This is a genomic window from Bradyrhizobium erythrophlei (assembly GCF_900142985.1).
GTDB lineage: Bacteria > Pseudomonadota > Alphaproteobacteria > Rhizobiales > Xanthobacteraceae > Bradyrhizobium > Bradyrhizobium erythrophlei_B.
In genome coordinates, this window is record NZ_LT670849.1 from 5,200,012 (window position 1) to 5,225,643 (window position 25,632).

A 25,632-nucleotide genomic window follows, 5' to 3' on the forward strand; every position below is an offset into this window, starting at 1 on the left:
CGTTTCCCGATCCTGCCGGTTCCAGGCGGTGGGCGACAGATGGTTCGCCCTATCTACATTGACGACGTGGTTGAGTGCATTTTTCAATCAGTTCGGAGAACATGGGATGCACCGGCCGCTTTTGCGGTTGCTGGGCCAGCGCTAACCTGGCGCGAGATGGCTGCGGCATGTGCGAAGGCAAAAGGTCTAAATCGATCATTCGTGGCCGTTCCCATTTCGCCCGCTATCGCGCTGTTGGAGCTCTTGAGTCGAGCAGGATTCAGGACGCCAAATCCGGATATCTTGCGTCGCTTTGAAGAAAGTCCTGAATTCTCGACAGAGGCCATGGTCTCACTGTTGGGCGTGGTCCCGCGGCCGTTCGAGGAAGGTATACGACTCGCCGTACAAGGTTGGGAGAATCTTGCAGCGGAAAATTGTGGGTGCGAGTCGGTTTAGACTAAACCACTTTGCCCTGACGCAGCGACTTGATCTCCTCGGCCGTAAATCCAAACTCTGACAGCACTTCTTCAGTCTGCTCGCCGAATTCGGGCGGTCGCGCCGCCATCCTGCTTGGAGTGCGCGACAGCGTGAAGGGCTGGCCGACCAGCCGGATGTGACGGCCCTCCGTGTTGGGTACATCTTGCGCCATACCGAGGTGCTCGACCTGTGCGTCCGCAAACACCTGGTCGATGGAATAGATCGGGCCGCACGGCACGCCGGCGGCGTTGAATTCCTTGACCCAGGTTTCGCTCGACTTCTTCTCGGTGAATTTGCCGATCTCGGCGTTGAGTGCCTTTCGGTTCTTTGACCGATCGGGTGCGGTGGCGTATTCGGGCCGGTTGGCGAGATCGGGGTCGCCGAGCGCCTCGCAAAAACGCTGCCAGATTCGTCCGCCGGTGGTGGCGATGTTGATATAGCCGTCGGAGGTCTTGAACACGCCGGTCGGGATCGAGGTCGGGTGATCGTTGCCGGCCTGCTTGGCGACGTCCTTTTCCATCAGCCAGCGCGAGGCCTGGAAATCCAGCATGAAGATCTGCGCCTGCAACAGCGACGTCTTCACCCATTGGCCTTCGCCGGAGACGTCACGCTCGAGAAGGGCGGTGAGGATGCCCATCGCGCAGAACAAACCCGCGGTGAGGTCGGCGACGGGAATGCCGACCCGCATCGGGCCTTCGCCTGGTGCACCGGTGATCGACATCAGCCCGCCCATGCCTTGCGCGATCTGATCGAAGCCCGGGCGCTTGTGATAGGGGCCGTCCTGGCCGAAACCGGAAATCGAGCCATAGACGATGCGCGGGTTGATCTTGCGCACGCTCTCATAGTCGACGCCGAGCTTTGCCTTCACGTCGGGCCGGAAATTCTCGACCACGACGTCGGCTTTTTCCACCAGCCGTCTAAAGACCTCGATGCCTTCCGGTTTCTTCAGGTTCAGCGCGATTGCCCGTTTGTTGCGGTGCAAATTCTGGAAGTCCGAACCATGGCGCGGGCCACCGAGCTGTTCCCCGCCGGCATCTTCCAGGAGCGCATCGATCTTGACGACGTTGGCGCCCCAATCCGCCAGCTGCCGTACGCAGGTGGGGCCGGCCCGGACGCGCGTGAGATCGAGGACGGTGAAGCGCTTGAGGGCCTGTGAGGCATGCGGGACGGGCATTCGGAAAGCTCCGGCGGCGGGTCGAACAGGGCGGGTCCGTGCAAGGCTGGTGACTGTGCCATTCGGCCTTGTTGTTGGTGCTAGGTATAGGGGAGCTATCTGCCATCCACAATCCTGTTTGTCCGCGAAGGCCTTGCGACCAAAGCAGACCCCGCAAAGCCACGCCCTGACCTCAAGAGTCCATGGAAGGCTATCACCGCGTTCGCCGGCCTTGAGGGCGTTCGCATACATGACCTAAGGCACACATATCCAAGTTTCGGAGCCGGTGGCGGTATGGGTCTGCCAATTATTATTGGTCGGCTGCTCGTTCATTCACACGCAGCTTTCACTGCGCGATATCTCAAAATGGCGGCGTCTTCCGGATGAAACGAGAAACGACATGCTCCACTTCCTAGACTCCGGGTCACCAACATACGCAAACTTCGCCACCACAGTTGCGCGGCCGGATCTCGCGGGGGGCGGGCGTCTGTGTTGGCGGTTCGGTTGGCCTCGTACTGAACTCTTATTTTCCCCACGGGATGATCGCCCACACTCGCTCATGAAAATAATACAACGCAATCTTTGTGACGACCTCTACTCCGGCAATCGTTCCGGCGAGCCCAAATTTCCCTGTAACAAATAGACTGATCACGAAGGTATCGATCGACCCGGTAATCCGCCAACTTACAGCCTTAATGAACGAGCGCGTATGTGCTTCGCCCTGCGTCAGAAATCTCATGACAGGCCCCCTTGAATATCTGGGGTTCGGCTAGCTCATTCGCTCGAATAGTTCAAACTCGGATAGTACCCGTCCATGTATCCCGGGGAGGCTTCTCCGAGGCCGTACTTCGCGGCTACTTCTCCTTCTGATAGTCGAAGTATCGCGTACTGTACTTTCCTTGGTTTCCGATCGGGCGCCCGCACTCGCAAACGATCACTTCGTCCTTTGTCAGCGGAATCTCTTTAGGCACAATTCGGTATTCAACTCCGCACTGGCACGGAAAACGCATGTGGGATTCGTCGACCATTATGGAAGCCCTTAAAAGTTTGAAAACGCAGATCCCCTTGTTTGGTTAGGCCTCCCTTGCTGACGGATACAGTCTACTAACACGTCGATGTTGCCCGCAAAAGTTACCGCCGGGCGCTTGAAACCGTTGCTCCGACAGTTGCTAGAAAGCTGACGCAACAACGAGCATCGCGTTTTACCTCGGTCTTCACCGAAACAGGTCCCGATATTTGAATTTGGTTAGGCGAAAGGCTCACCCTATGTCAGGTCAAGGTAGTCCGAAACGCCTAATAGTCAGTCAGGCGGTTGCCTCGCTTTCTCTGATGAGAACCGATAGTGTTCGACTGTTTTGAAGTTCGCCATTCGAGTTGACACCAACTCGCTCATAGCGGGGTTCTCGCCAGAGTGGAGAGTTTTCGTTGGAAGATGGAGGAGAGTAAGGAGCCGATCTATACCGGAGACCCGCGGAGGGGTTCTATTCAGGACCGCGGGGCGGCGAGTTCCTTGTAGAGTCGGACTATCTGCCCGCCGATGATCTTGGTCGAAAGTCTGCTGACGACCAAATCGCGCGCCGCTTTGGCATATCGCGTGCGCAACTCGGGCGAAGTGGCCAATTTTTCGATCGCCGCCGCAAGAGCCTCCGGATCCTCAATCGGAACCAGAAGGCCGGTCTGGTCCTCAATGACGATCTCACGGCAGCCCGGCGCATCGGTTGCGATCATGGCGCGCCCGCAAGCGGCCGCCTCCATCAGCGCGCCGGGCAGGCCTTCGCGGTGCGAGGGGAGGACAGCAAAATGGCAGCGCCGCCAAAGCGACGCGATATCTGTGACGTGGCCGAGCCAGGTGATGCCGGGACGTTTGCTCCATTCATCCACCTCTTGCAACGAGACGGAGGCCGGGTTGGCAGGATCGGGATTGCCGGCAATGAGGAGGTTGGTCTGGAGGCCGCGATCGCGAACGATACCGTGCGCGCCGACCAATGCGCGGATGCCCTTGTCGGTCAAGAGGCGCCCCGCGAAGCCGTAGGTGATTGGGCCTTCAGGCTCAGGCAAGGGCTGGAGCCCGTCGGTGTCGACGCCGGACCCTGGAATCAGAACGATCTTTGTCTCATCGATTCCGAGATCGGTCAGCGCTGCGCGATCGTCCGGATTCTGAACCAGCACAACGTCGTCCTTCCGCCCCAGCAGTGACGGCAGGATCATCTTGAGGATCGCGCGCAGCACACGCGTCCGCAACGTGACGGACGTAAAAACATAGCCCATGCCGGTCAGCGCGCTCACGTAGGGATAGGCCCGACCAAGTGCTGCGATCGAGCCATAGACGCAACACTGCAGGCCGGAGTGGTGCGCAATGTCAGGTTTGATGCGTGCGGCGATTGCTCGGAGTTCGGAGATGACTTTGATGGCGGCGAGAGGCGAGAGCCCGCCGCGCCGTAGCGGGATCGGATGCAGGGTGAAACCTTCCGCCGTGATGGCCTCCGCGCCCTCATTGACGCGTGTTGCCACGTGAACCTCGAAGCCCGCCTTGCGGGCCGCGCGCGCCATCGGCAAGCGGTTGAGTAGGAAGGCCCAATCTTCGTTGACGACGTAAAGCAGGCGTCGAGATGGCTTGGTGTCTGCCAATGTCATTCACTCGAAATGTTGGGAGGGCAGCATTACCAAGCCGAAAAAGCCGGCGCCAGCGGCAATGCCGGCCAAAATAGGCGCCGGCGGAGCGCCGGTTACAACTGGCATGCTTGGACCCTGGGCGCCGATTGGCGCAGTCCAGGTTGCGGGCGGCTATGACGTGGCTTTCCATAACAAGCCGCGGCGAGCGGCTCGTTTTACGGCATCATTTCCGCCGATCTGCAAGAACCCCCAGAACTTCTGGTGGAGTTTCTTGGGCCGCTCCTGGAAAACGAGGCGGATGTTGTCGTTGGGCGGCGCAGCGGCCGCGATGATCCTTTTTTCACCCGCTTCATGGCCAACCTTTTTTGGGGCGTTTAACTCGTGAACGAAATAGTTGACATTGGCGCCGTCGTCGTGGGGCATCGCAGGTCCTTAAGCGAGCTTCATTTAGAAGAAGCGCCGTTAATGCTTCAGAGCTTCTTTTCGAATTTCCAAACGAAGACGCGGGCCTCGGTGGCGCTCGATGAAAATTCCTGACAAGACTGACATGGCAAACGCTACGATTAGCGAGACCGAAACGAGGAGCCAGGCCTTCGCCGCTGATACTTCTTCCTGGCATGTTAAAAAGAATATAAAAAGCATGGTCGGAAAGTGCAAAATATAAAGACTGTAGGAAAAATCGATCGGTATCGGTGGTAACAGCTTAGGAAAGCTCGGCTTTGCGATGTTCAGCAAAACGCCAAGCGCGAATAAGCCGAAACAGATCACGGAAAGCTCATTGAGGGGGCCGCCTTCGCGAGCGCGAATTGCGAAAGCTAGGCCAATCAAGCACAAAATCGCCATCCATATTCGTTTGGAATAAAATGCCTGAGCGAGCAGACCAACAACAACGTAGGCCTGCATTTCCAACGCCAGAGACCATAATGGTCCGTTTGATGATCCAGTGAGCCCGCCCCTGAAACCGAACGTCAGCAGCGCTCGTCCGACGTCCCTGAGGTTGTCGAGATAAGAAAATGAATCCCTTGTGAGAGCTTGCGCCGTACCATGATATCGATCGAGGCCGAGCGCGCGCAGGATCAAGGCCATCGCAACGGTAAGCAAAACACTGAACAGAAGAGGTGGATAAATTCGCGCAATCCGCCGCGTCATGAAGACCAGAAAGAGCGCATCGCCATAATGGGACTTGCCGATCAATGATCGACCGATGACCAGGCCTGAGGTCAGAAAGAACAGCTCGACCGCGACTTCGGCTGCCTGAGACAAGGCATCGCTGATTTGCGAGCCGACGAGATCGAACGGGGAAACAAAAATGCCGACGGCATGATCGACTGCCACTATCGACGCGAGGATTAATCTGACCGTATCAAGCTGGTTCCAACCATTATCCTCCATGAGTTGAACTCTATGCGCGGCCTGCTCGGCCCAACAAACGAGAGCGGCGCTGCGAGCGCCGTTCTGTCGACCAATAGTGATCATCAATTGGCATTCGCTTGCTTCAATCGCCGGTGAAATTACTAAGGAACTGATATTATCCAAAACGTTCGGCTAAGTTCATTATGAACGTCGGCTTTGACGTTCACAAGCTGATGGCGCTGAACCCTTTCCGGAACTACGCCTCGGCTTTTCGGAAACGACATCAGCAAACGTTTCCGCTTGCTCGTGATTTCGGGTCGAAAAGGCGCATCAGCTCCAACCAGGGAATTTGCTCGCGAAGTTGAAGTGGGGGAACGTACGTTGTTGAGAGGCAACGCTCGTCGGTCGACCCCTAGAAGGGAGATGGCAAATCCATCTCGCGGCTATGAAAAGAAGCGGCTTCCCAAGGCGGCTAAGGATCAACAGTCCCCGTGCCATCTTCGTCGAGACGGAACGTGCCCCGGCAAGCCATGTGAAACTTCCGTCCTACGACCGGCATTTCATCCTCCTTGCTAAAGGAAGGGACATTGACCATTAGGCGTTTTGCAAGGACCTCTCTGAAGCCTTTCGGCTCTTCCAGAATTACCCGCCACGTCCATTCCCCATTGGGCGACTCAGCGGCCATGGTGTTGTAGCGATAGCGGATCAAGTTTTTCATATCGGGCTCTTTAACGGGAAATTGGGGCACTGCTAACCCACAAACTGAACACGAGGCCAAATACGGACAGCCTCTCGTTATTGGGAGCGGTGCTTTTTCGCTCGTTCCTTAGAGCATTTTGGTCCTTAGGCCAATCTGGAACGATATATCACTCTGATATTGTTGTATTTTTATGTGTTCACGTTTTGAACGACGCGCTTGACGTTCACGGGGTGAACGAGCTAAACTCTTTCATGAAGAGGTGCCAAAGATGGATCGCCTGCTGGAAACCGACCACGCGGACGAGAGGATCGTTCTCGGGTTGCTCAGTTCGCTGGAAAGCGACGCGGAGCGCTCGCAGCGCCATATTGCGTCCGAGCTCGGCATCGCTCTCGGTCTGGTCAACGCCTATCTCAAGCGCTGCGTCAAAAAGGGTCTGGTCAAGGTGCATGACGCGCCGGCCCGCCGCTACGCCTACTACCTGACGCCGCAGGGTTTCGCTGAGAAGTCGCGGCTGACGGTGCAATACCTGTCCAACTCGTTTTCCTTTTTTCGCCTCGCCAAGGGTGACTGCGTGCAGGCCTTCGAAGCCGCCAAGGGCAGGGGCTTCGAGGGGCTGGTGCTTGCTGGCCAATCGGATCTTGCCGAGATCGCCATCCTTTGTGCGCTCGACGCCGGCATCACCATCGTCGCTGTGGTCGATGCGCGCAGCACGGCCGCAAAATTCGCTGGCGTCGATGTGGTCAAGACCTTTGCCGACGTCGAGGGAAAGTTCGACGCGGTGCTGGTGACGGACGTGACGCGTGCGATGCAATCCTATGAAACGGCGATCGCCGCCGTTGGCGCCGAACGGGTGTTGGCGCCGGCCTTGTTGAGGTTGCGTCTCAATGCCGCGGGCGGAGGCGCCAGATGACCGATGCGGCTGAGACCGTCTGGTATGTCGTGCAGACCCAGGTGAACTGCGAAGCGAAGGCGACACAAAATCTCATTCGCCAGGGCTATCAGGTCTACCTGCCGCGCTATCTCAAGCGCCGTCGGCACGCGCGCAAAGTCGACTTCACGGCGAAGCCGCTGTTCCCGCGCTACATGTTCGTCGCCATCGATATGGCGACGCAGCGCTGGCGTTCGATCCAGTCGACCTTTGGCGTTGCGAGGCTCGTCACCAATGGTGATGCGCCAGCCATGGTGCCGATCGGCATCGTCAACGCGCTGAAAGCGCGCGAGGACGACAAGGGTTTCATTCGGATGGATACGCGGCCGACCTTCGCGCCGGGTGACAAGGTGAGGGTGTTGGCGGGTGCGTTTATGGACAATGCTGGCCTCTTCAATGGCCTCGCTGACCGTGATCGCGTATCAATTCTCTTGGAGATGCTCGGCCGCAAGGTACGCGTCCTGCTCGACGCGGACTTGGTCGTCGCCGCTTAGAAAAGGCGGCCCAATCACGCGCCATTGCGATGGCGCGTTTCAATCTGCTTCGCATCTGGCGGAGTCTCCGTGTGGCGCTTGAGTCACCCGGACTGCGGTAGCGTGGGAATTTCAGGCTTGTCTCTGAATTTCGAAGTGTCTTTGAATTCGAAGTTTTCGATGCAACCCTAGGCGAGCGTAAATAACAGGCCGCAAATGCAGAGAACAACGGAGTGGCTGAACGACGATTTGGACTACGCCTATCATGAGCGTCAGTTCGATGAGCCCTATCAAAGCACATTGGCCTTCTGTGCGTGGCTCGAACAGATCGGCGCCATGAAGCCGGACGCGGTGTCTCGCGTTTTGGATATTGGCTGCGGTCAGGGGGCCAATCTTTTTTACATGCAAAATCACTTTCCCAACGCGACGTTCACCGGCATCGATTTGAATCCAAACCTGGTGGCGCGGGGTAACGCGATTTATGAGCGACATGGTCTCAGCCGAGCCAGGCTGTTGAGCGGCGATTTGTATAAGCTGGATCCCGAGGTTTGCCGAGACGTCGACTGCCTCGTTAGTTTCCAAACTCTGAGCTGGCTTCCCGAATTCAAAAGACCTCTACGATCATTCGCGGCAACACGTGCAAAGTGGATTTGCCTGTCGTCCCTGTTCTTCGATGGCCAGGCGACCTGCACGATCGAAATTCAGGAATATGACGAGAATTATCAAGAAAAAGGGAAAGGCTTCTGCAACGTCTATTCCTTGCCAGTCGTCGAGAAGTTCCTGCTTTCCTTGGGATACGGTGGTCTTCAATCCATTCCGTTTGAAATCACCATCGATCTTCCTCGGCCGTCTCACAAGGGCCTCGGAACTTATACCCGCCGAACGACCGACGGTGCACGGATGCAGATTTCTGGCCCGCTTCTGATGCCCTGGTACTTTATCGCAGCTCGGCGCCTGTCGGATACCAAGACGTGATCAACGGCAAGCGAGTTCTAGGACTGATCACGGCTCGGGCAGGATCCAAGGGACTGCCGGGAAAGAATATTCGTCCGCTTTGCGGAAAACCCCTGATTGTCTGGAGCGTCGAGCAGGCGCTTTCCTGTCCTTACATCGATGGCGTGGTCGTTAGCACCGATGGCGAAGACATTGCGGCTGTTGCCCGGCGCGCTGGAGCTCATGTTCCATTTCTGAGGCCGGCGGAATTGGCCGACGACGCAGCCAAGAGCATCGATGTTATTCTGCATGCAGTTGATCACCTGGCTGGTACTGGATCCTACTACGACATCGTGACGCTTCTGGAGCCGACCTCGCCGCTGCGCGAAGGCAAGGACATAACAGGAGCGCTCGAACGGCTGGCAACCAACGACGACATCAGGAGTATCGTCAGCGTCTCGGAAGCGGAAGCCAGTCATCCGTCGTTTCTTTTTTCGATCGAGTCCGGATGCCTCAGGCCCGTGCTCGACAGCCAGCCGAACGGTGTGAGACGTCAGGATGTTGAGGGGCGTTACTATTTCATCGAAGGGTCGATCTATGCGAGCACCGTCGATGCGCTCCGGGAATTCAAGGGATTCCATCACGCGTACACGGCTGCTTGGGTCGTTGAGCGCTACAAGTCTATCGAAATCGATGAGTTGTGCGACGCCATCATGGCCGAGTCGTTGATGTCAGCGCGGTTACGAGGAGAATTGAAGTGAGCAGCTATCAGGAGCGTCTTCTTAGAGCCATTCCGGGCGGAGCCCACACTTACTCGCGCGGATATGACCAGTTTCCGTCGAACGCTCCTCAAATCCTGAAGCGCGGCAAGGGCGCCTACGTTTATGGCGCGGACGAATCGATGCTGCTCGACTATGGTATGGGGCTGCGCGGCGTGAATGTCGGCTACGGAGAGGATGAGATCAATCAAGCTGCTTTCAGGCAGATAGAATACGGCAATAGCCTGACGCGTCCTTCCATGATCGAACTCGAGGCCGCGGAGACGATTATCGATCTTATCGATTCAATCGACATGGTGAAATTTACCAAGAATGGATCGACGTCTACCTCGGCGGCGGTGAAATTGGCTCGCGCATACACGAAGCGTGATTTGGTGGCGCGCTGTCTGGAGCATCCATTCTTCTCCTATGACGATTGGTTCATCGGTTCGACCACTTTGACGAACGGCGTGCCCGAGAATATTTCGACCTTGACCAAGACGTTCCACTACAACGACCTTGCGTCGCTGGAAGCGTTGCTCGACAGTCATCCCGGCCAATTCGCCTGCGTTATTCTGGAAGCGATGTCGATGGAAGAGCCCAAGGAGGGCTTTCTCAACGGCGTTCAACGGCTTTGCCGGAAACATGGCGCTGTATTCATTATTGATGAGATGATCACGGGCTTCCGCTGGCATCTAAAGGGCGCGCAATATTTTTACGGCATTACCCCGGATCTTTGTACCTTCGGCAAAGGCATGGCGAATGGCTTTTCGGTGTCGTGTGTCGCCGGAAAGCGCGAGATCATGGAATTGGGTTCAATTGAATTTCCGGGCCGCGAAAGAGTATTCCTGCTTTCCACCACGAACGGCGCGGAAATGTGTGGTTTGGGCGCCTTCGTCGCCACCGTCGACTTCATGAAGCGAAATAAGGTCATTGAACATCATTGGAACTATGGAACTAGGCTCCTGAAAATATTTGATCAGGTTACCTGTCAGCACGGCGTGGCGCACAGTTTCAAAATTGTGGGAGCACCCTGCGCGCCATACTTCGTAACGCTTAGCTCTGATGGCGCTCCGTCGCCCGAATTGCGTACGATTTTTGGGCAAGAGATGGTCCGCAACGGCGTCTTGATGCCCTGGATCGGATTCTCTTATCGGCATGGCGACGAGGAGCTCGAAATTACGGCCAATGCTCTGGACAAGACTTTTGCCATCTATCGCAAAGCGCTGGACCAAGGCACTGAGAAATATCTTGTAGGTCCCGCGGTCAAGCCCGTGTTCCGCAAATACAATTAAACAGCTTGGTTGTGTCGAGCCTGTTGCACGGGCGACGCGACTCAGCTGCTGGAAATTGATCGTTCCGAAAGACATCTCACGCATGCAATACGAACTAGCTGAACGACAGCTTCAAAATATCCAGGATACCGTCATTATCACCGGGTGTCCTCGTTCCGGAACCAGCGTTTTTGGTCAGATCATCAGCACATTTGAGGGAATGGAGTATCACTACGAGCCGCAAATCGTGCACATTCTGATGCGATTGCTCGAGCGTAATGAAATCAGCAAGAACATAGCCTTCCTTCTGCTGCGTATGTATTTGCATGAGGATCTGCTGGTTGAATCGGCTCACGCACGCAGGGTCAATTTGCGGCCGAATGATACGACTCTCATTCTCAATTCAATGCCGTGGAAGGAATTGATCCATCGCTGGAGCAGCATTGCGAACACCGCCGACGCGTTGGCCTACATCAACGAACGAAATTTGCGGGTGGCCATCAAGACCATCAATGTCATCGGCTTTATTTCGAATTTGCGTGAAGCTCTGCCTGAAGCCAAGTTTCTCCTCATTCTGAGAGATGGACGCGACGTCGTTTACTCGCTTCTTCAAAGAAACTGGCTGACGGATGAGGCCCTCCAGCATCACTATTGGCCGTACAAGTTCGTTGACGGGCATCGTGTCCCTGACCGCGTGGACGACGACACGGCGGAGCGCTGGGTTGCAATGAAACCCATCGATCGCGCTTGCTATTTGTGGCGCCGGGACGCCGAGTCTTCAATCCAGGCAATGTCAGGACAACGTCGTGACGAGTTGCACGTCATTCGATACGAAGCGCTGCTTTCGGATCCGGAGCCGCTTTTGGCCGATGTTGCGCGCTTCCTGGTAAGTCGAATGACGGATCAGACCTACCCGATGGTTCGGTCGTTGCGGCCTTACAAGCCAAGAGACAGTTATGCGTTTCTCGACGAGGCTGATCCGAAGGAATTCAAGCGGTTTCGTGAGGTCAACGAGGCCCTCGGTTATCGGTGGTGAGACCAGTTTTTGGCGATGCGTGGGCTCGCAAGTCTTTTGATCTGGCCAGCAACGTCGCTGCTGCGTTTGCTGTCGTCCGAATGTGGACGTCTGATCGCGCGCATCTTTAGCCGATATTCGAATCGTCCATGAAAGTACTTTTTTTTAGCCCGATTGCGTTTTTTTCAGTCCATTCGGTACCCGAGGCGCTTGTTGCCGATGCTCTCACGAAAGCGGGACATGAGGTTGTCTTTGTCCGCTGCGACGGACTTTTCAAGCGCTGCTGCCTCGCGATGTCCGACGTTCCATTTGAAGACGAAGAAACAAAAAGCAGGAGGTGCGACGAATGTCGCGCAAGTCGCGATAGCATCGCGGCCGAGTTCAAGCTCCCATCGCTCGCAATCGAAGAATTCTTACTGCCCGAGGAGGCGAGCCGGGCAGCGCAAGCGACACGTGAACTCACTCCGAACGATTATCTTGAGTTCAAGATCGACGGGATTCCTCTTGGAAAGTTCGCGCTCTACGAGTTCTGGCTCAATCACAAGCTGTCATCCGCGAATATTCCGCCGGCGCTCTGGCCTGAATATCTTGCGCGCCTGCATAATGTCTTGCTCGCTTTTTACGCAATGCGTCGTGTTTTGGCCTACCATCGCCCAGACCGGGTCGTGACCTATAATTCTCTTTATAGTCTCAACAGGACCGTGTGCTCTCTCGCCGATACGTCGAATATTCCTCACTTCATGTTGCACGCCGGACGTCACCATAAGTTTCGGCTTCAGCAAATGACGGTGTTCAAGGGCATCGCGAACTACTCGTTGATCAATCGCCTGCCCACAGCTGAAAAGTACAGGGCAATCCCTTGTACTACCAAGCAGGTCGACATCATCAACGAGCACGTGCGTGAGTTGCTAAATGCGACTTCGCTATGGGTCTATTCGATAAAGAGCGACAAGTCCCACTCCCAGCGCCTGCTTGATCATTTCGGCATTCGTGCAGGCCAGAAAGTGCTTCTCGCTATAATGCGATCGGGCGACGAGCGGCTTGCAGCTGGATATGCGGGCGTTGAACACTTCGAGGCCCAACCGATATTTTCTGATCAGTACGAATGGCTCACCTGGCTGATCGAATATGCGCGAGCCAATTCCGAATACTCGATTATTTTTCGTGTGCATCCAAGAGAGTTTCCCAATAAGCGTGAACAAGTCACTTCCCAAAACGCGGTAAGGTTTTCGGCCTTATTGAAGGATATCGATCTTCCGGAAAACTTTCATGTCAATCTGCCTGAAGATCAGTTGTCGCTTCACGACTTGTTCAAGATCACCGACGTTGTCTTGAACAACACTTCAACCGCGGCTTTGGAGGCGTCGTTGTTCGGCATACCGGTCGTAGGCATCGGCGATGAGGTTTTTGGTTTTGATTTGTCGCTTCAGGAGGAGCCTGCCTCTATTCCAGAGTACATCGAAAAAATCAGAGTTGCTGCCTCACAAGGGTGGTCTTTCGCCCGCGTGATAGCAGCCTATCGTTGGCTGAACTATGTCAACTCGGAGGTCAGCATAGATATTTCAGATGGCTATCGGCCAAGCGATTTATCTGCTCGACCGTGGGTAAGGTTCGCCGGAAAACTGGAGAGAGTGGCGAAAAGAAAATTGGGCCTGAAGCCGGGCTTGCCGGAGGTTCGAGGCAGGCCCGCCGTTCTTAAAAATGCGGCCCAGCTCACTTACGCGATCATTAACGACGACGTCAGCCATATCGGCATCTATCCGGTTGCCGAATGTGCAGACGAACGGCTGGAAGCAAGGAAAATCGCCGAGGCCTACCAATCTCTGATGAATTCGATACGCAATTCGGACGATGCTCTCTTTCTCTCGAAGTATTCACGCCTTGTGTCATGAGTGCCTGTGCGCCAATCGAGATGGCTTTTTGGAGCGCTCTGGCTTGGAGCGTTTCTCCGCCGTTTTGCTCAGCTCTTCCAGCGGTCCGCGCTCGCCCGGCCAACGTCGCTTGACGGGCAAATATCCGTTTCCGGGCCGGTAAATCGAACCAAATAGATCCTCAGTCGTGCCGAACAATCGTCGCTTAAGAGAACTCGAAGCAGAGAGTATTTACATTTTTCGGGAGGTCGCATCTCAGTTTGAGCGGCCAGTTCTCCTGTACTCAATCGGTAAGGACTCAACCGTCCTGCTGCATTTGGCCATGAAGGCATTTTTTCCAGGAAAATTGCCGTTTCCGCTGCTCCATGTCGACACTAAGTGGAAGTTCAAGGAAATGATTTCGTTCCGCGACGAGGTCGCTGAGCGCCATGGACTTGAACTCATTGTCCATACAAATCCAGTTGGCCTCGCTCAGGGTATCGGGCCGACCACACACGGCAGCGCCATCCATACGATGGTCATGAAGACGGACGCCCTTCGCCAGGCGATTGATCAGCACAAATTCGATGCGGCGATCGGCGGCGCGCGCAGGGATGAGGAAAAGTCGCGAGCAAAGGAGCGCGTGTTCTCTGTTCGCAAGGCCGGCCATCGGTGGGATCCGAAGGGACAACGTCCAGAGCTTTGGCACACTTATAATGGACGCCTCCTGCCGGGGGAGACCATGCGCGTGTTTCCCTTGTCCAATTGGACCGAGTTCGATGTCTGGGATTACATCCAGCTTGAACGTCTTGCGGTCGTCGACCTCTACTTCGCAAAGCCACGTCCAGTCGTCGTTCGGGACGGAGCGTTGATCGTTGTCGACGACGAACGCCTGCCACTTGAACCGGGCGAGGTGCCTGTCCAGCGTCGTGTCCGGTTCCGAACACTTGGCTGTTATCCGTTGACGGGCGCGCTCGAATCCGATGCGTCGACCGTCGACGACTTGATTGACGAGTTGCGCGCTTCCCGTCAGACCGAACGCCAGGGCCGCATCATCGATGCTGATCAGGCTGGATCGATGGAAAAGAAGAAGCAGGAGGGTTACTTCTGATGCGGGATGACCTCGCAACAGCCCGCGCCGGCGTCGTGCCGAGCGGAGGGGAGCGCCAAATCCTCCGGATCTTGACCTGTGGCAGCGTTGACGATGGCAAGAGCACCCTGCTGGGGCGCCTGCTTTATGATTGCGGCGCGCTGCCTGATGATGCGCTTGCGACCCTGGAGCGCGAAAGTAAATCTGCGGGCAAGGCGGGTGATCGCCTCGATTTTTCCCTGCTCGCAGATGGTCTGATGGCGGAGCGGGAGCAGGGCATCACGATCGATGTGGCGTATCGCTACTTCGCCACTCCGCGTCGAAAATTCATTGTCGCCGACGCTCCGGGACACGATCAGTATACCCGCAACATGGTGACCGGCGCCTCGACGGCCGACTTTGCCGTAATCCTAGTCGACGCGCGCAAAGGCCTTTTGACGCAGACCAGGCGTCACGCATACATCGCTTACCTGCTGGGCATCCGCCAGCTCGTCGTGGCGATCAACAAGATGGATCTCGTCGGCTACGAGCAAGGTCCATTTGATGCCATTACGTCCGATTTCCGCAAGTTCGCTCGCTCTCTAGGTGAACTGGAGACGTTTGCAATACCGATAGTGGCCGTAGATGGCGATAACATCGTCTCGCGCAGCGCTGCAATGAGTTGGTATCATGACAAAACGCTCCTGGATTTGATCGAAACAGTTGACGTGGCTGGCGCCACCCAGGACCGGCCATTGCGCCTGCCTGTTCAGTGGATCTGTCGACCCCATCTGGATTTCAGAGGCTACGCTGGAAACATTTTGTCAGGGAGCGTTGCGATCGGCGACATGGTGACGGTGTTTCCTTCCGGCGGAAGCAGTCGCGTCAAGCAAATTGTATCGTCGCAGGCCTGCGCTGATGTAGATGAGGCGCACGCCGGAGATCCGGTCGTGGTCACGCTTGCCGATGAGATCGATGTCAGTCGAGGCGACATGATTTGCGTTTCGTCTGCCCCGGTCGAAGTCGCCGATCGGCTTTCCACCAAAGTTGTCTGGCTTGGCGAACAGCCGATGCTTCCCGGCCGGGCCTACCTCTTCCGGCTTGGTTCGCAGACTGCATTGGCCCAGATCGGCATTTGCAAATACAAGATCGACGTCAATACGCTCGAACACGTTCCGCTTCGGACACTGAGTCTGAACGAGATCGGGGTATGCGAGCTGACTCTCGATCGCCCCGTCGCCTTCGAGCCATATGCGACATCTCGCGAAAACGGCGGATTTATTCTGGTCGATCGCCTGACAGACGCAACCGTTGGCGCAGGCATGATCGATTTTGCATTGCGTCGTTCGCACAATATTCATTGGCAAGTCGTCGATCTGGACAAGGTCGCGCGCGCCCGCATCAAGCGGCAGCGTCAGTGCTGCATATGGTTTACGGGTCTATCCGGTGCCGGGAAATCATCGATTGCGAATGCGCTCGAGAAGCGGCTTCATAATTTGGGCGTTCACACCTATCTTCTCGATGGCGACAATGTGCGTCACGGACTGTGTCGGGACCTCGGCTTCACCGAGGCGGATCGTGTCGAGAACATCCGCCGCGTGTCCGAGGTTGCCAAGCTGATGACGGACGCCGGGCTCGTTACGCTGGTTGCCTTCATCTCTCCGTTTCGCGCGGAACGCCAACAGGCGCGTGGACTTTTCGACGAGGACGAGTTTGTCGAGGTTTTTGTCGATACGCCGCTTGAGGTTTGCGAAGGGCGAGACCCGAAAGGTCTCTACAAGAAGGCGCGCCAGGGATTGATCTTGAATTTTACCGGCGTTGATCAGCCCTACGAGCCCCCGGTGAAGCCTGAAGTGCGGCTTGACACGACGTCTCGAACGATTCCCCAAGTCGTCGACGGTCTAATTGCCGAACTCGCTCGGCGCGGCGTCATCACGAGCGAATGACGACTTGGCCGGCAAACAAGAACTATACGTTCTCAGTCACCTCGATTCGTTGAGATTGCAGCAATATGGCTAAGCGTGTTCTCGTCACCGGCGCCGATGGATTTATCGGGTCGCATCTCACTGAAGCACTCGTTCGCCGAGGTTATGATGTCGTGGCTTTTGTTCAGTACAACTCGTTCAGCTCATGGGGATGGCTCGATCGATGCGACGCGGACGTACGAGGCAAATTCGAAGTCGTCGCGGGTGACATTCGCGACGCGTTCGGTGTTGCCGCCGCAGTCAAAGGGTGTGACGCAGTTTTTCATCTCGCCGCGCTCATCGCCATTCCCTTTTCGTATCGCTCGCCGAGCAGCTATATCGAGACCAACGTCACTGGAACGCTCAACGTCTTGCATGCCGCTCAGCAATTCGACCTTGACCGAATTATTCATACCTCGACGAGCGAGGTCTATGGGACTGCGAAATACACCCCGATCGACGAAGATCACCCTTTGCAGGCTCAGTCGCCATATTCCGCCAGTAAGATCGCTGCCGATGCTCTTGCGACGTCATTTTATCGTTCGTTCAAATCCCCGGTCACCATCGTTCGTCCGTTCAACACCTTCGGACCGCGTCAGTCGGCGCGCGCAGTCATCCCAACGATCGTAACGCAGCTTGCTTCAGGAAAAACGGAGCTTTCACTCGGCGATCTGCGACCGACGCGGGACTTCAATTTTGTTCAGGATACCGCGTCAGGATTTATCGCGGCATTGGAATCGGATCGGGCAAACGGTGAGATCATCAACCTCGGTACCGGCTTTGAGATCAGTATCGGCGATTTGGCGTACCTCATAGCCGAGCTTATGAACAAGAAAATTAGCGTTGCGCGGGAGGACGCCCGTCTGCGGCCGGAGCAGAGTGAAGTGTTCCGGTTACTCGCCAAAAACGACAAGGCGAGGGATATCTTGGGTTGGTCGCCGGAACATGCCGGCGCCGAGGGGCTTCGCGCGGGCCTGGAGAAGACGATCGCGTGGTTTATGAATTTCGAGAATCGCGCCGGTTACAAGAACGACATGTTCAATGTCTAAGTCGGTATCAGGGCGCGCGTCGCACAAGGTGTGCGTGGTAACGGGCAGCCGCGCGGACTATGGTTTGCTTTATTTCCTCATGCGTCAGTTGCTGGCCGATCCGCTGTTCGACTTGTCGATTGTCGCAACGGGCATGCATCTTTCTCCCGAATTCGGCATGACCGCGAAAGTTATTGAGGCCGACGGGTTCAAAATCGCCGCGCGGGTCGAGACTCTCCTTTCAAGCGACAGCGGAGTCGGCGTTGCAAAAGCCACAGGCCTCGGCGTGCTGGGTCTTGCCGACGCGTTCCAGCAGCTTCGACCCGATCTGTTGATCATCCTGGGCGATCGATTCGAGATTTTCTCCGCGGCGCAGGCTGCATTGTTCCTGCGAATACCGGTCGCGCATATTGGCGGGGGAGATGTCACGACGGGCGCGTTTGACGACGCGATCCGCCACAGCATCAGTAAGCTGTCCCATTTGCACTTTGTGACGAACGCGGACGCCGCGAAACGATTGGCCCGGATGGGTGAAAACCCGAAGCACATATTCGATGTCGGGAGCCCAGGACTCGACCATCTGCTGCACACACAGCTACCCTCGAGGGAACAATTGGAAGATGATCTCGAGTTCAAACTTCGGAAACGTAATTTGCTGGTTACGTTCCATCCGGTCACGCTCGATCTGATGTCATCGCGGTTGCAGATCGACGCGCTGCTGGAGGCCTTGAGCCGGCGCTGCCCGGAGGACGGCATCATCCTCACCCTGCCAAATGCCGATACAGAGGGGCGAGCTCTGATCGACGAAATACGTCGGTTCGCGGTGGGGAAGGACAACGTGCGGGTCTTTGCTTCCCTTGGACAAAAGCGGTATCTGGGAGTCTTGGCGCTCGCCAATGTTGTCGTCGGAAACTCTTCCAGCGGACTGTATGAGGCTCCCTCGTTAGGCACACCGACCGTCAATATTGGCAATCGACAGGATGGTCGTCTGCGCGCCGACTCTGTGTTTGATTGCGAGCCGGACGCGGAAGCCATCCATGACGCGATCGACAGGGCACTGACCTTCGGCAAGCAGGTGGTGAAAAATCCCTATCAAAAGGGAGATTGCGCGCAGAGCATCGTGGAACAGCTGCAGAAGGTTGACGACTTCTCGAGGCTGATTGTGAAAGTCTTTCACCCTCAACCTTCTGCTGCATGCTGACCATGTTGCGAGTGGCGACCGAGCGCTCGGAGCTCGGCACGCCCGGCGCCGGTCTCCCGTTGCCCGGCTCCGGTTTGTCTATCGCGCGGCTGTCGACGGGACGATGCGCGCTCAATTATCTGATTCAGCGATTGCCGCGAGGATGCGAGTGGACGGTGCTGATGCCCTGCTATGTTGCGGAGGGGGTGATCGGGCCTTTTCGTGCGGCCGGCATGTCGGTCCGGCATTACCGTCTCAATGAACACTTGGCGCCCAACGAAGTAGACGTGGCGAACCTGCTGAGCGAATGCCGGCAGGGCGTATTGTTCGTCCTGATTCATTACTTCGGCTTTTCATCTCTGACAGAATCACTGCGAAACATGATTGCGGAGCGTGAGGCCGTGCTTATCTGCGATTGCGCACACGCGCCTCTTTCGTCCACCGAGCAGGGCGTGTCGTTGAGCGAGCAAGGCGACGTCGCGCTACACTCGCTAAACAAGTTTCTCCCCGTGACGGATGGCGCCATCATCCTCAGCCGCGTCGAGGAAATCAATCTGGCCGCCGGAAAAGGCGACCTCCTCGAGCCTCCGCACGACGCCCTCGCTCATTTCAACCGGCACCTCGAGGCGTGCCGGGCCTTGCTGGAGTGCCATTCCGCGGAGGCGGCGCGGCCGTTGCTCGTGACAATCGATGAGAGCTATGAAGCTTACTACAAGATCATCAATCAGGATCTGTCGCCTCGGCACCAGAGCAAAAACTCAAAAGCAATCGAAGACGCATTTTCGTACGAGTCCTGCGCCGCGCGGCGTCGACGCCATGCCTCTTATCTTTACGAAAATCTGAAGTCGCCCTCGTTTGAACCTGTTCACGAAGCGCTCCCGAAGGGGGCAGTGCCGTTCGGCGTCCCCTTCAGAATTCGAGGCAAGCGAAGAAATGAAGTGCTTGAGCGGCTGTTTGAGCAAAACGTTCTGCTGTCAACATTGGTTGATAAGTGGGATTTTGTCCCGCTAGGCAGGTCTGATTTTTTCGCGAGCGAGGTTTCATTCATGCAGGACCATGTGCTGGTTCCGGTGAGTGAATTTCTGAGCGAAGAAGACGTCGCAGATATGGTGATCAAACTGAACGGCGTTTGAAGGCGATGATGTCAATGAACTACAAGCAATTGCTGCAACACGCCAACGAGCGCCTTTTCATTATCGCCGAAGCCGGGGTCAATCATAACGGCGACGTTAACACCGCTCTCAGGCTGGTGGACGCGGCAGTTGAAGCAGGCTGTGATGCAATCAAATTCCAGACCTGGATCACCGAAAAAGTCTACAGCGTGTCGCGTTCGGTGAAGCCCGAATATCAGGCGCGCACGACTGACGCGTCCGAGTCCGAGTTCGCAATCATCAAGAAGCTTGAACTTTCGTTTTCTAACTTTGGGACTTTGAAGAAATACTGCGAAGAGAGAGGGATCTTGTTCTTTTCCACGCCGGACGAGATCGAGAGCGCGAACTTTCTCGCGAGTTTAGGCGTGAGCCTGATGAAGACCGGCTCGCAGGACGTAACCAACTTGCCATTTCTGCGGCAGATTTCGGCGCTGGGCGTTCCGGTGATTTTTTCGACTGGCGCATGCACGATGACCGAACTTGCCGAGGGTGTCGAAGCAATATCGGAATCCACAAAAGAGGTGTTCCTCCTGCATTGTGTGTCGTCCTATCCGGCGCCGATCGATCAGATGAACCTGTCGGTCATTCCAACGCTGAAGGCAGCATTTGGTTTACCAGTCGGACTGTCCGACCACACGACCGGTGCGTTCGTCGCATGTGCGGCGCTGCCGCTAGGCGCGCGCATATTCGAAAAGCACATAACGCTCGACAAGAATATGGCGGGTCCCGACCACCAGGCTTCGCTCGATCCATCCGAAATGCGTGAATATTGCAGCACCCTGCGCGGCGTTTACAGAGGCATTGGTACCGGGATTAAGCAAATCATGCCATGCGAGCTCGACGCACGTAACGCATTTCGTCGATTCGTTGTCGCGGGAAATGACATCAAGGCCGGCTCCGTGCTTTCAGTCGGCGATCTTGAGTTCAAGAAAGTAGTCGATGGAATCCCACCCAAGTATCTGGACATGTTGCTTGGGCGAAAGGTGCGGTGTGACATCAAGGCGGACACGCCCATCGAGTGGCAGATGATTTCCAATGACTGACGTTGGAGGGTTTTCGATTCTGAAGCCGACCGATCCACGGTGGGACGTGCTGTTCAATGCGCTCCCATCGCCCGCGCGGGATATTTTCTACTCGGCCGGCTTTGCGAGGTTGTGCGCGAAGATGCTGCCGCCGTCGGAAATGCCGGTTTGCGCTGCGTTCTCGTCCGGAGCGGGGGATATTCTGCTATACCCATTCGTTGTGCGCGACCTCGCCGCCTTGGTGGACTCGTCGATTTCGAAAGGCTTGCAAGACACCATTAGTCTGTACGGACGGGGCGGGGTGGTTGGTTGCGCATCGCCCGATGCACTCAAAGCATTCCATCAATCGCTAGCGCGATATATGTTTGATCAGCGGGTGCTTTGCAGCTTCGATCGGTTTCATCCGGTCATGCTCAATCATACTCTCGCCGTCAGAAACTGCGAGATTATCGATGTTGGCGGTTTCGTTGTGGTGGATTTGCTATTATCGCCTCAAGCCCTGAGGGAGAGCTTCAAAAGTTCCGTCCGCAAAGATCTGCGTAAGGCAGAGCGCAACGGGATCACTTGCTTTGCGGAGGCGAATTGCAGCCATTTGGTTGATTTTTTGGAGATCTACTACCAGACGATGGAGCGCAATTCGGCGAACGCCTTCTATTTTTTTCCGGAAGTGTTCTTCAAGGCCTTGCCGACCGAATTGCCCGGTCAATTTCACTTCTTTTACGCAGTGCATGAAGGTCGGATCGTTTCATGCGAACTCGTCTTGCATCACGGCAGGTATTCGCATTCGTTTCTTGGCGGCACACGCCGCGAATATTTGCCGCTCGCAGCCAATCCTCTCTTGAAGGAAGCAATATTCCACGAAATGAAGCAATTGGGCTGCGAGTTCTTTTTCCTGGGCGGGGGGCAGAGGGCCAACGACAGCATTTTTTCGTTCAAACATGCCTATGCACCGGATGGTGTGCTGGCGTCCTTAGTGGGGGGCACCATCTGGCGTCACGATGAATATGAAGGCCTCAAGCTTGATATGATTCAAGGGGGCCGCGAGATTTCACCGAATCGATTCCAATTTTACGATCGGCAATGAGCATCAAAGATCAATGCAAGAGTCCTGCCGGCGACACCAGCCGATACTGGGAGTCGATCTTCTCATCGCGCGGCTGGGGTGCTTATCCGCCGGAAGACTTGATCCGCTTTATTGCGCGCAATTATGGGCAGGCCGCAGACCGCGCGACGGTGCGCGTGCTGGAGATCGGGTGCGGACCGGGCCCTAATATTTGGTACCTCGTGCGCGAAGGGTATGGCGTCGCCGGCATCGACGGTTCGGTTACCGCTATCGCGCAGGCGCGGAAGCGGCTATCCACCGACGGCCTGCCAACCAATGAAGGCCGGGTCGATTTGCGGGTTGGCAATTTCGTCAATTTGCCCTGGAGTGATGCGGAGTTCGACGCGGTTATCGACATCGCGGCGCTGTATGCCAACAAGCGGAGCGACATCGTGTCGGCGATCGATGAGGTCTTCCGCACGCTCAAGCCTGGCGGGATGTTCTTCGGCAAGATGTTTGGTGCGGATACGACCGGCAGCGACAGCGGCATATTGTTCGAGCCAGGCACTCGACAATTTCCTGATCGCGGTCCCTGCGCTGGCAATGAGATTGCTCATTTTTTTGAGCGCAACGAATTGCTGGAATTGTTTCGGGCATTCCGCAAGGTAGACATCGATCATTCGATCTGCACGGAACGAAATGGAGAAATCCTCACCTTCCACTGGTTGGTGTCGGCCACGAAATGAGAGAAGCGCACAATTGGATGTCAAGATGACCCAGAAAAAGACCCACGAAATCAAGGCCAAATGGAATGCTTCGGAGTTCGAGGCCGGAATACGGGCCGAGTTCCTGAAAAACTTCGTGGAAGCCCCGATTCCAGATCATGAGATCTTGCAGAACCTGCCGCTATTCTTGAGCCGGCAAAATTTGTCTCAGATTCTTTTCGTCAATGAAATGTACCAGCAGATCCTCGATGTCCATGGAGTCATCATGGAGTTCGGTGTGCGGTGGGGCCGCAATATGGCGCTGTATGGCTCTCTGCGGGGGATCTATGAACCATTCAATCATAATCGGAAGATTATCGGGTTCGATACGTTCGAAGGCTTTCCTTCGGTCGACAGGCGCGACGGCAACGATGAGATTATTTCGGTCGGCGCTTACAACGTCACTGAAAATTATGATGCATACCTGGCCAAAGTTCTCGATTATCACGAGCAAGAGAGTCCGATCTCCCACATTAAGAAATATGAAATCGTCAAGGGAGATGCGTCGGTCGGTATTAATGGCTATTTGAAGAAGCACCCCGAAACGATCATTGCGTTAGCGTATTTCGACTTCGACATTTACCAGCCGACTTACGATTGTCTGTTGGCGATCAAGGAGTGCCTGCCCAAAGGCGCTGTGGTTGGTTTCGACGAATTGAACGATGCGACTTATCCTGGGGAGACTCTGGCGCTCAAGGAGATGTTGGGCATAAGCAAGCACAAGATTCGACATAGCCGTTTCAGTCCTACCCAATCCTATATCGTGATTGAGTGAAAGCTGGGCCGCGCGAGCTTGACAACCACCTGCTATAACGAGCACGTCTTATCCCTCATGGACGATGAATGAAAACTCTTGCGGAACTAGCAGACCTTTCCGGCAGGGTCGCACTGATAACCGGGGGTGCAGGCCATATCGGAAGAGCCGTTGCCAATGGTCTTGCGGAGCTCAAATGCAAGCTTTGCCTTTTGGATACAGCGCACAGCGATGTCGTTGCGGTAAGCCGGAAATTGGCGGCGCGTTGGAATACTGAAGTGGTTTCGCTTGAGGTCGACTTGGAAAGCGAAGACTTGCGGGCCACCGTGCGGCCGTTCGTCGAAGAGCGATTCAGCCGATTGGACGTTCTCATCAACAACGCAGCCTTCTATAGCGTCGAAAAGCTTGAGGGTTGGGTGGCGCCGCTCGAAGAGCAAAGCCTCGCGGTGATGCGCCGGTGCATCGAAGTCAATCTCATTGCGAGCTTCCATCTGGCGCAGAGCTTGTCTCCGCTCATGCGCAACCATGGCGGCAGCATCATCAACGTGAGCTCCATCTATGGCGTGCTTGGCCCCGATATGTCGCTCTATGGCGGCACCGAAATGGGCAATCCCGCTGCTTACGGGTTGAGCAAGGGTGGACTCGTTCAAATGACGCGCTGGCTGGCCACCATGCTGGCCCCGCAGATCAGGGCCAACTCCATCAGCCTGGGTGGTGTGTACCGAAATCAGGCGGAGGCTTTCGTCGATCGCTATGTCGCGCGAACACCCATGAAACGAATGGCAACGGAAGAAGATTTCATCGGTGCAGTCGCCTATCTGGCGAGTGATCTTTCCGCTTATGTAACCGGCCAGAACCTGATGATTGATGGTGGCTGGAGTGCCTGGTAGCATCGGCGCGTGAAAGTGAAAATGACAACTTTGAAGGCGGTCTGGCCGTATGGTGACGTTTGCGCGGTCTGATACAACAATGACACTGTCTGAACAGATCACCTCAGCCGTACGCTCTGTCATCGGAACGAATCCAGCCGCGCTGCACGAACCGTTGTTCGAAGGCGACGAAGAAAAGCTCACCCGCGAATGTGTCGAGACCGGTTGGGTTTCGAGCGTCGGCAAGTTCGTGGATGCCTTTGAGCGGGGTCTTGCCGAGTATACCGGCGCCAGTCACGCGATTGCGGTTACCAATGGGACCGCCGCCCTGCATGTCGCATTGGTCGCTGCCGGAGTTGGAAGGTCCGACGAAGTTCTGGTGCCGGCGCTTACATTCATTGGGACGGTCAATCCGATCGCGTATTGCGGGGCGACGCCCCATTTCATCGACAGTTTACCGAACGCGCCGGAGATTGATATTGAAGCGCTCGAAGCGTATCTCGATGGGATCCTCGAGCTCCGCGGCGGCTCCGCCTTCAACAAGAGCACCGGCGCGAGGCTCGCGGCGATTTTGCCGGTCCATGTTTTTGGCCATCCTGTCGATATGGACCATCTGGCCGATATCTCGGAAAGATACAAAATTCCCGTTATCGAAGACGCTGCGGAAGCGATGGGTAGCACCTATAAAGGACGCCACGCTGGAACATTTGGCTTGCTCGGGACGCTGAGTTTCAACGGCAATAAAATCATTACGACTGGCGGTGGGGGCGCCGTTCTGACCAATGACGCCGATCTCGCGCGGCGCATAAAGCACCTTTCGACAACGGCTCGCGTGGCCCATCGCATGGAGTTTATTCACGACATGGTGGGCTATAACTATCGCATGCCAAACATCAATGCTGCGTTGGGCGTAGCGCAGCTTCGCAATATCAATAATTTTGTTTTGCGAAAGCGAATCTTGGCCGATCGCTACGCAGCTGTCATCGAGAAGATCCCGGCTGTTCGGCTGCTTCGCGAGGGTAACGATACGCAGTCCAACTATTGGCTGCAAACATTGATCCTGGACGAGGAAATTGCGGATCAGCGCGATCAGGTTTTGAGCGCGCTGAACGATGCGGGATACGGCGCGCGGCCCGTTTGGCGGCTCATGCACACACTGCCCATGTTTGAATCTTCTCCTCGGATGGACCTATCAGGCGCCGAAGGCATGGCGGCCCGTATCGTCAACATTCCCAGCGGCCCCGCGTTAGTGCAACTTTGACCAATGACGGCATTTCCTGAAT

General features: G+C 55.9%; 24 protein-coding genes. 18 read left to right on the plus strand and 6 right to left on the minus strand.

What is annotated here, in order from left to right:
* Nucleotides 1-436: 436 nt before the first annotated feature.
* From BUA38_RS24735 to BUA38_RS24760, 6 genes are all read right to left on the minus strand, one after another.
* On the minus strand, nucleotides 437-1,630 hold the full coding sequence (locus BUA38_RS24735; RefSeq protein ID WP_072822021.1) for a CaiB/BaiF CoA transferase family protein: 1,194 nt from the start codon (nucleotides 1,628-1,630) through the stop codon (nucleotides 437-439).
* Between the two features lie 502 nt (nucleotides 1,631-2,132).
* Nucleotides 2,133-2,348 (minus strand): DUF2061 domain-containing protein, encoded by a 216-nt coding sequence (locus BUA38_RS24740; RefSeq protein ID WP_072822023.1) that lies wholly within the window; start codon nucleotides 2,346-2,348, stop codon nucleotides 2,133-2,135.
* A 746-nt stretch (nucleotides 2,349-3,094) separates the two neighbouring features.
* On the minus strand, nucleotides 3,095-4,243 hold the full coding sequence (locus BUA38_RS24745; RefSeq protein WP_072822025.1) for a glycosyltransferase family 4 protein: 1,149 nt from the start codon (nucleotides 4,241-4,243) through the stop codon (nucleotides 3,095-3,097).
* Nucleotides 4,244-4,393: 150 nt separating this feature from the next.
* The gene (locus BUA38_RS24750; protein ID WP_072822027.1) at nucleotides 4,394-4,645 is read right to left on the minus strand and encodes a hypothetical protein; all 252 of its coding nucleotides are present in this window, start codon (nucleotides 4,643-4,645) and stop codon (nucleotides 4,394-4,396) included.
* Between the two features lie 39 nt (nucleotides 4,646-4,684).
* A complete protein-coding gene (locus tag BUA38_RS24755) occupies nucleotides 4,685-5,698 on the minus strand; it encodes an acyltransferase family protein (protein ID WP_083587754.1) in 1,014 nt (337 codons plus the stop codon).
* 349 nt (nucleotides 5,699-6,047) lie between these two features.
* Nucleotides 6,048-6,293 (minus strand): hypothetical protein, encoded by a 246-nt coding sequence (locus BUA38_RS24760; RefSeq protein ID WP_072822031.1) that lies wholly within the window; start codon nucleotides 6,291-6,293, stop codon nucleotides 6,048-6,050.
* A 250-nt stretch (nucleotides 6,294-6,543) separates the two neighbouring features.
* Here BUA38_RS24760 and BUA38_RS24765 point away from each other — a divergent pair, with 250 nt between their 5' ends.
* The 18 genes from BUA38_RS24765 (at nucleotide 6,544) to BUA38_RS24850 (ending at nucleotide 25,610) form a co-directional block, all read left to right on the plus strand.
* A complete protein-coding gene (locus tag BUA38_RS24765; RefSeq protein ID WP_072822034.1) occupies nucleotides 6,544-7,185 on the plus strand; it encodes a winged helix-turn-helix transcriptional regulator in 642 nt (213 codons plus the stop codon).
* Entirely contained in the window at nucleotides 7,182-7,697 is a 516-nt protein-coding gene (gene nusG / locus BUA38_RS24770) for a transcription termination/antitermination protein NusG (protein ID WP_072822036.1), read from the plus strand. Before BUA38_RS24765 ends, nusG begins: the two co-directional genes overlap by 4 nt.
* Before the next feature lie 195 nt (nucleotides 7,698-7,892).
* Nucleotides 7,893-8,651: a class I SAM-dependent methyltransferase gene (locus BUA38_RS24775; RefSeq protein ID WP_072822038.1), complete on the plus strand. Its 759-nt coding sequence runs from the start codon at nucleotides 7,893-7,895 to the stop codon at nucleotides 8,649-8,651.
* Nucleotides 8,648-9,370, plus strand: coding sequence for a cytidylyltransferase domain-containing protein (locus tag BUA38_RS24780; protein WP_072822040.1), 723 nt, complete (start codon nucleotides 8,648-8,650; stop codon nucleotides 9,368-9,370). Before BUA38_RS24775 ends, BUA38_RS24780 begins: the two co-directional genes overlap by 4 nt.
* Complete coding sequence (locus BUA38_RS24785; protein WP_072822042.1) at nucleotides 9,367-10,662, plus strand: glutamate-1-semialdehyde 2,1-aminomutase; 1,296 nt, start codon at nucleotides 9,367-9,369, stop codon at nucleotides 10,660-10,662. Before BUA38_RS24780 ends, BUA38_RS24785 begins: the two co-directional genes overlap by 4 nt.
* 82 nt (nucleotides 10,663-10,744) lie before the next feature.
* Entirely contained in the window at nucleotides 10,745-11,677 is a 933-nt protein-coding gene (locus BUA38_RS24790) for a sulfotransferase (RefSeq protein ID WP_072822044.1), read from the plus strand.
* 128 nt (nucleotides 11,678-11,805) lie between these two features.
* Nucleotides 11,806-13,548, plus strand: a complete 1,743-nt coding sequence (locus tag BUA38_RS24795; RefSeq protein ID WP_072822046.1) for a hypothetical protein — start codon at nucleotides 11,806-11,808, stop codon at nucleotides 13,546-13,548.
* A 166-nt stretch (nucleotides 13,549-13,714) separates the two neighbouring features.
* A complete protein-coding gene (cysD, locus tag BUA38_RS24800; RefSeq protein ID WP_338076284.1) occupies nucleotides 13,715-14,617 on the plus strand; it encodes a sulfate adenylyltransferase subunit CysD in 903 nt (300 codons plus the stop codon).
* The gene (gene cysC, locus BUA38_RS24805; protein ID WP_072822049.1) at nucleotides 14,617-16,521 is read left to right on the plus strand and encodes an adenylyl-sulfate kinase; all 1,905 of its coding nucleotides are present in this window, start codon (nucleotides 14,617-14,619) and stop codon (nucleotides 16,519-16,521) included. Before cysD ends, cysC begins: the two co-directional genes overlap by 1 nt.
* 65 nt (nucleotides 16,522-16,586) lie before the next feature.
* The gene (locus tag BUA38_RS24810; RefSeq protein ID WP_072822051.1) at nucleotides 16,587-17,588 is read left to right on the plus strand and encodes an NAD-dependent 4,6-dehydratase LegB; all 1,002 of its coding nucleotides are present in this window, start codon (nucleotides 16,587-16,589) and stop codon (nucleotides 17,586-17,588) included.
* Nucleotides 17,581-18,768, plus strand: a complete 1,188-nt coding sequence (neuC, locus tag BUA38_RS24815) for a UDP-N-acetylglucosamine 2-epimerase (protein WP_072822052.1) — start codon at nucleotides 17,581-17,583, stop codon at nucleotides 18,766-18,768. The genes BUA38_RS24810 and neuC overlap by 8 nt, the downstream gene beginning before the upstream one ends.
* Nucleotides 18,762-19,880 carry a hypothetical protein gene (locus BUA38_RS24820; RefSeq protein WP_072822053.1) on the plus strand — a complete coding sequence of 373 codons (1,119 nt, stop codon included), beginning with the start codon at nucleotides 18,762-18,764 and terminating at the stop codon, nucleotides 19,878-19,880. Before neuC ends, BUA38_RS24820 begins: the two co-directional genes overlap by 7 nt.
* Nucleotides 19,881-19,894: 14 nt before the next feature.
* Entirely contained in the window at nucleotides 19,895-20,941 is a 1,047-nt protein-coding gene (locus BUA38_RS24825) for an N-acetylneuraminate synthase family protein (protein WP_172806086.1), read from the plus strand.
* Nucleotides 20,934-22,004 (plus strand): GNAT family N-acetyltransferase, encoded by a 1,071-nt coding sequence (locus tag BUA38_RS24830; RefSeq protein WP_072822055.1) that lies wholly within the window; start codon nucleotides 20,934-20,936, stop codon nucleotides 22,002-22,004. The genes BUA38_RS24825 and BUA38_RS24830 overlap by 8 nt, the downstream gene beginning before the upstream one ends.
* Nucleotides 22,001-22,708, plus strand: coding sequence for a class I SAM-dependent methyltransferase (locus BUA38_RS24835; RefSeq protein WP_072822056.1), 708 nt, complete (start codon nucleotides 22,001-22,003; stop codon nucleotides 22,706-22,708). The genes BUA38_RS24830 and BUA38_RS24835 overlap by 4 nt, the downstream gene beginning before the upstream one ends.
* Before the next feature lie 25 nt (nucleotides 22,709-22,733).
* Nucleotides 22,734-23,501 (plus strand): TylF/MycF/NovP-related O-methyltransferase, encoded by a 768-nt coding sequence (locus BUA38_RS24840; protein WP_072826410.1) that lies wholly within the window; start codon nucleotides 22,734-22,736, stop codon nucleotides 23,499-23,501.
* A gap of 68 nt (nucleotides 23,502-23,569) precedes the next feature.
* Nucleotides 23,570-24,370 carry an SDR family oxidoreductase gene (locus BUA38_RS24845; RefSeq protein WP_072822058.1) on the plus strand — a complete coding sequence of 267 codons (801 nt, stop codon included), beginning with the start codon at nucleotides 23,570-23,572 and terminating at the stop codon, nucleotides 24,368-24,370.
* A gap of 79 nt (nucleotides 24,371-24,449) precedes the next feature.
* Entirely contained in the window at nucleotides 24,450-25,610 is a 1,161-nt protein-coding gene (locus BUA38_RS24850; protein WP_072822060.1) for a LegC family aminotransferase, read from the plus strand.
* Nucleotides 25,611-25,632 lie beyond the last annotated feature (22 nt).

Coding starts and splice junctions, on each gene's coding strand:
- BUA38_RS24735 (WP_072822021.1), bottom strand. CDS start 1,630: ATGCCCGTCCCGCATGCCTCACAGGCCCTCAAGCGCTTCACCGTCCTC.
- BUA38_RS24740 (WP_072822023.1), bottom strand. CDS start 2,348: ATGAGATTTCTGACGCAGGGCGAAGCACATACGCGCTCGTTCATTAAG.
- BUA38_RS24745 (WP_072822025.1), bottom strand. CDS start 4,243: ATGACATTGGCAGACACCAAGCCATCTCGACGCCTGCTTTACGTCGTC.
- BUA38_RS24750 (WP_072822027.1), bottom strand. CDS start 4,645: ATGCCCCACGACGACGGCGCCAATGTCAACTATTTCGTTCACGAGTTA.
- BUA38_RS24755 (WP_083587754.1), bottom strand. CDS start 5,698: ATGATCACTATTGGTCGACAGAACGGCGCTCGCAGCGCCGCTCTCGTT.
- BUA38_RS24760 (WP_072822031.1), bottom strand. CDS start 6,293: ATGAAAAACTTGATCCGCTATCGCTACAACACCATGGCCGCTGAGTCG.
- BUA38_RS24765 (WP_072822034.1), top strand. CDS start 6,544: ATGGATCGCCTGCTGGAAACCGACCACGCGGACGAGAGGATCGTTCTC.
- nusG (WP_072822036.1), top strand. CDS start 7,182: ATGACCGATGCGGCTGAGACCGTCTGGTATGTCGTGCAGACCCAGGTG.
- BUA38_RS24775 (WP_072822038.1), top strand. CDS start 7,893: ATGCAGAGAACAACGGAGTGGCTGAACGACGATTTGGACTACGCCTAT.
- BUA38_RS24790 (WP_072822044.1), top strand. CDS start 10,745: ATGCAATACGAACTAGCTGAACGACAGCTTCAAAATATCCAGGATACC.
- BUA38_RS24795 (WP_072822046.1), top strand. CDS start 11,806: ATGAAAGTACTTTTTTTTAGCCCGATTGCGTTTTTTTCAGTCCATTCG.
- cysC (WP_072822049.1), top strand. CDS start 14,617: ATGCGGGATGACCTCGCAACAGCCCGCGCCGGCGTCGTGCCGAGCGGA.
- BUA38_RS24810 (WP_072822051.1), top strand. CDS start 16,587: ATGGCTAAGCGTGTTCTCGTCACCGGCGCCGATGGATTTATCGGGTCG.
- neuC (WP_072822052.1), top strand. CDS start 17,581: ATGTCTAAGTCGGTATCAGGGCGCGCGTCGCACAAGGTGTGCGTGGTA.
- BUA38_RS24820 (WP_072822053.1), top strand. CDS start 18,762: ATGCTGACCATGTTGCGAGTGGCGACCGAGCGCTCGGAGCTCGGCACG.
- BUA38_RS24825 (WP_172806086.1), top strand. CDS start 19,895: ATGAACTACAAGCAATTGCTGCAACACGCCAACGAGCGCCTTTTCATT.
- BUA38_RS24830 (WP_072822055.1), top strand. CDS start 20,934: ATGACTGACGTTGGAGGGTTTTCGATTCTGAAGCCGACCGATCCACGG.
- BUA38_RS24835 (WP_072822056.1), top strand. CDS start 22,001: ATGAGCATCAAAGATCAATGCAAGAGTCCTGCCGGCGACACCAGCCGA.
- BUA38_RS24840 (WP_072826410.1), top strand. CDS start 22,734: ATGACCCAGAAAAAGACCCACGAAATCAAGGCCAAATGGAATGCTTCG.
- BUA38_RS24845 (WP_072822058.1), top strand. CDS start 23,570: ATGAAAACTCTTGCGGAACTAGCAGACCTTTCCGGCAGGGTCGCACTG.
- BUA38_RS24850 (WP_072822060.1), top strand. CDS start 24,450: ATGACACTGTCTGAACAGATCACCTCAGCCGTACGCTCTGTCATCGGA.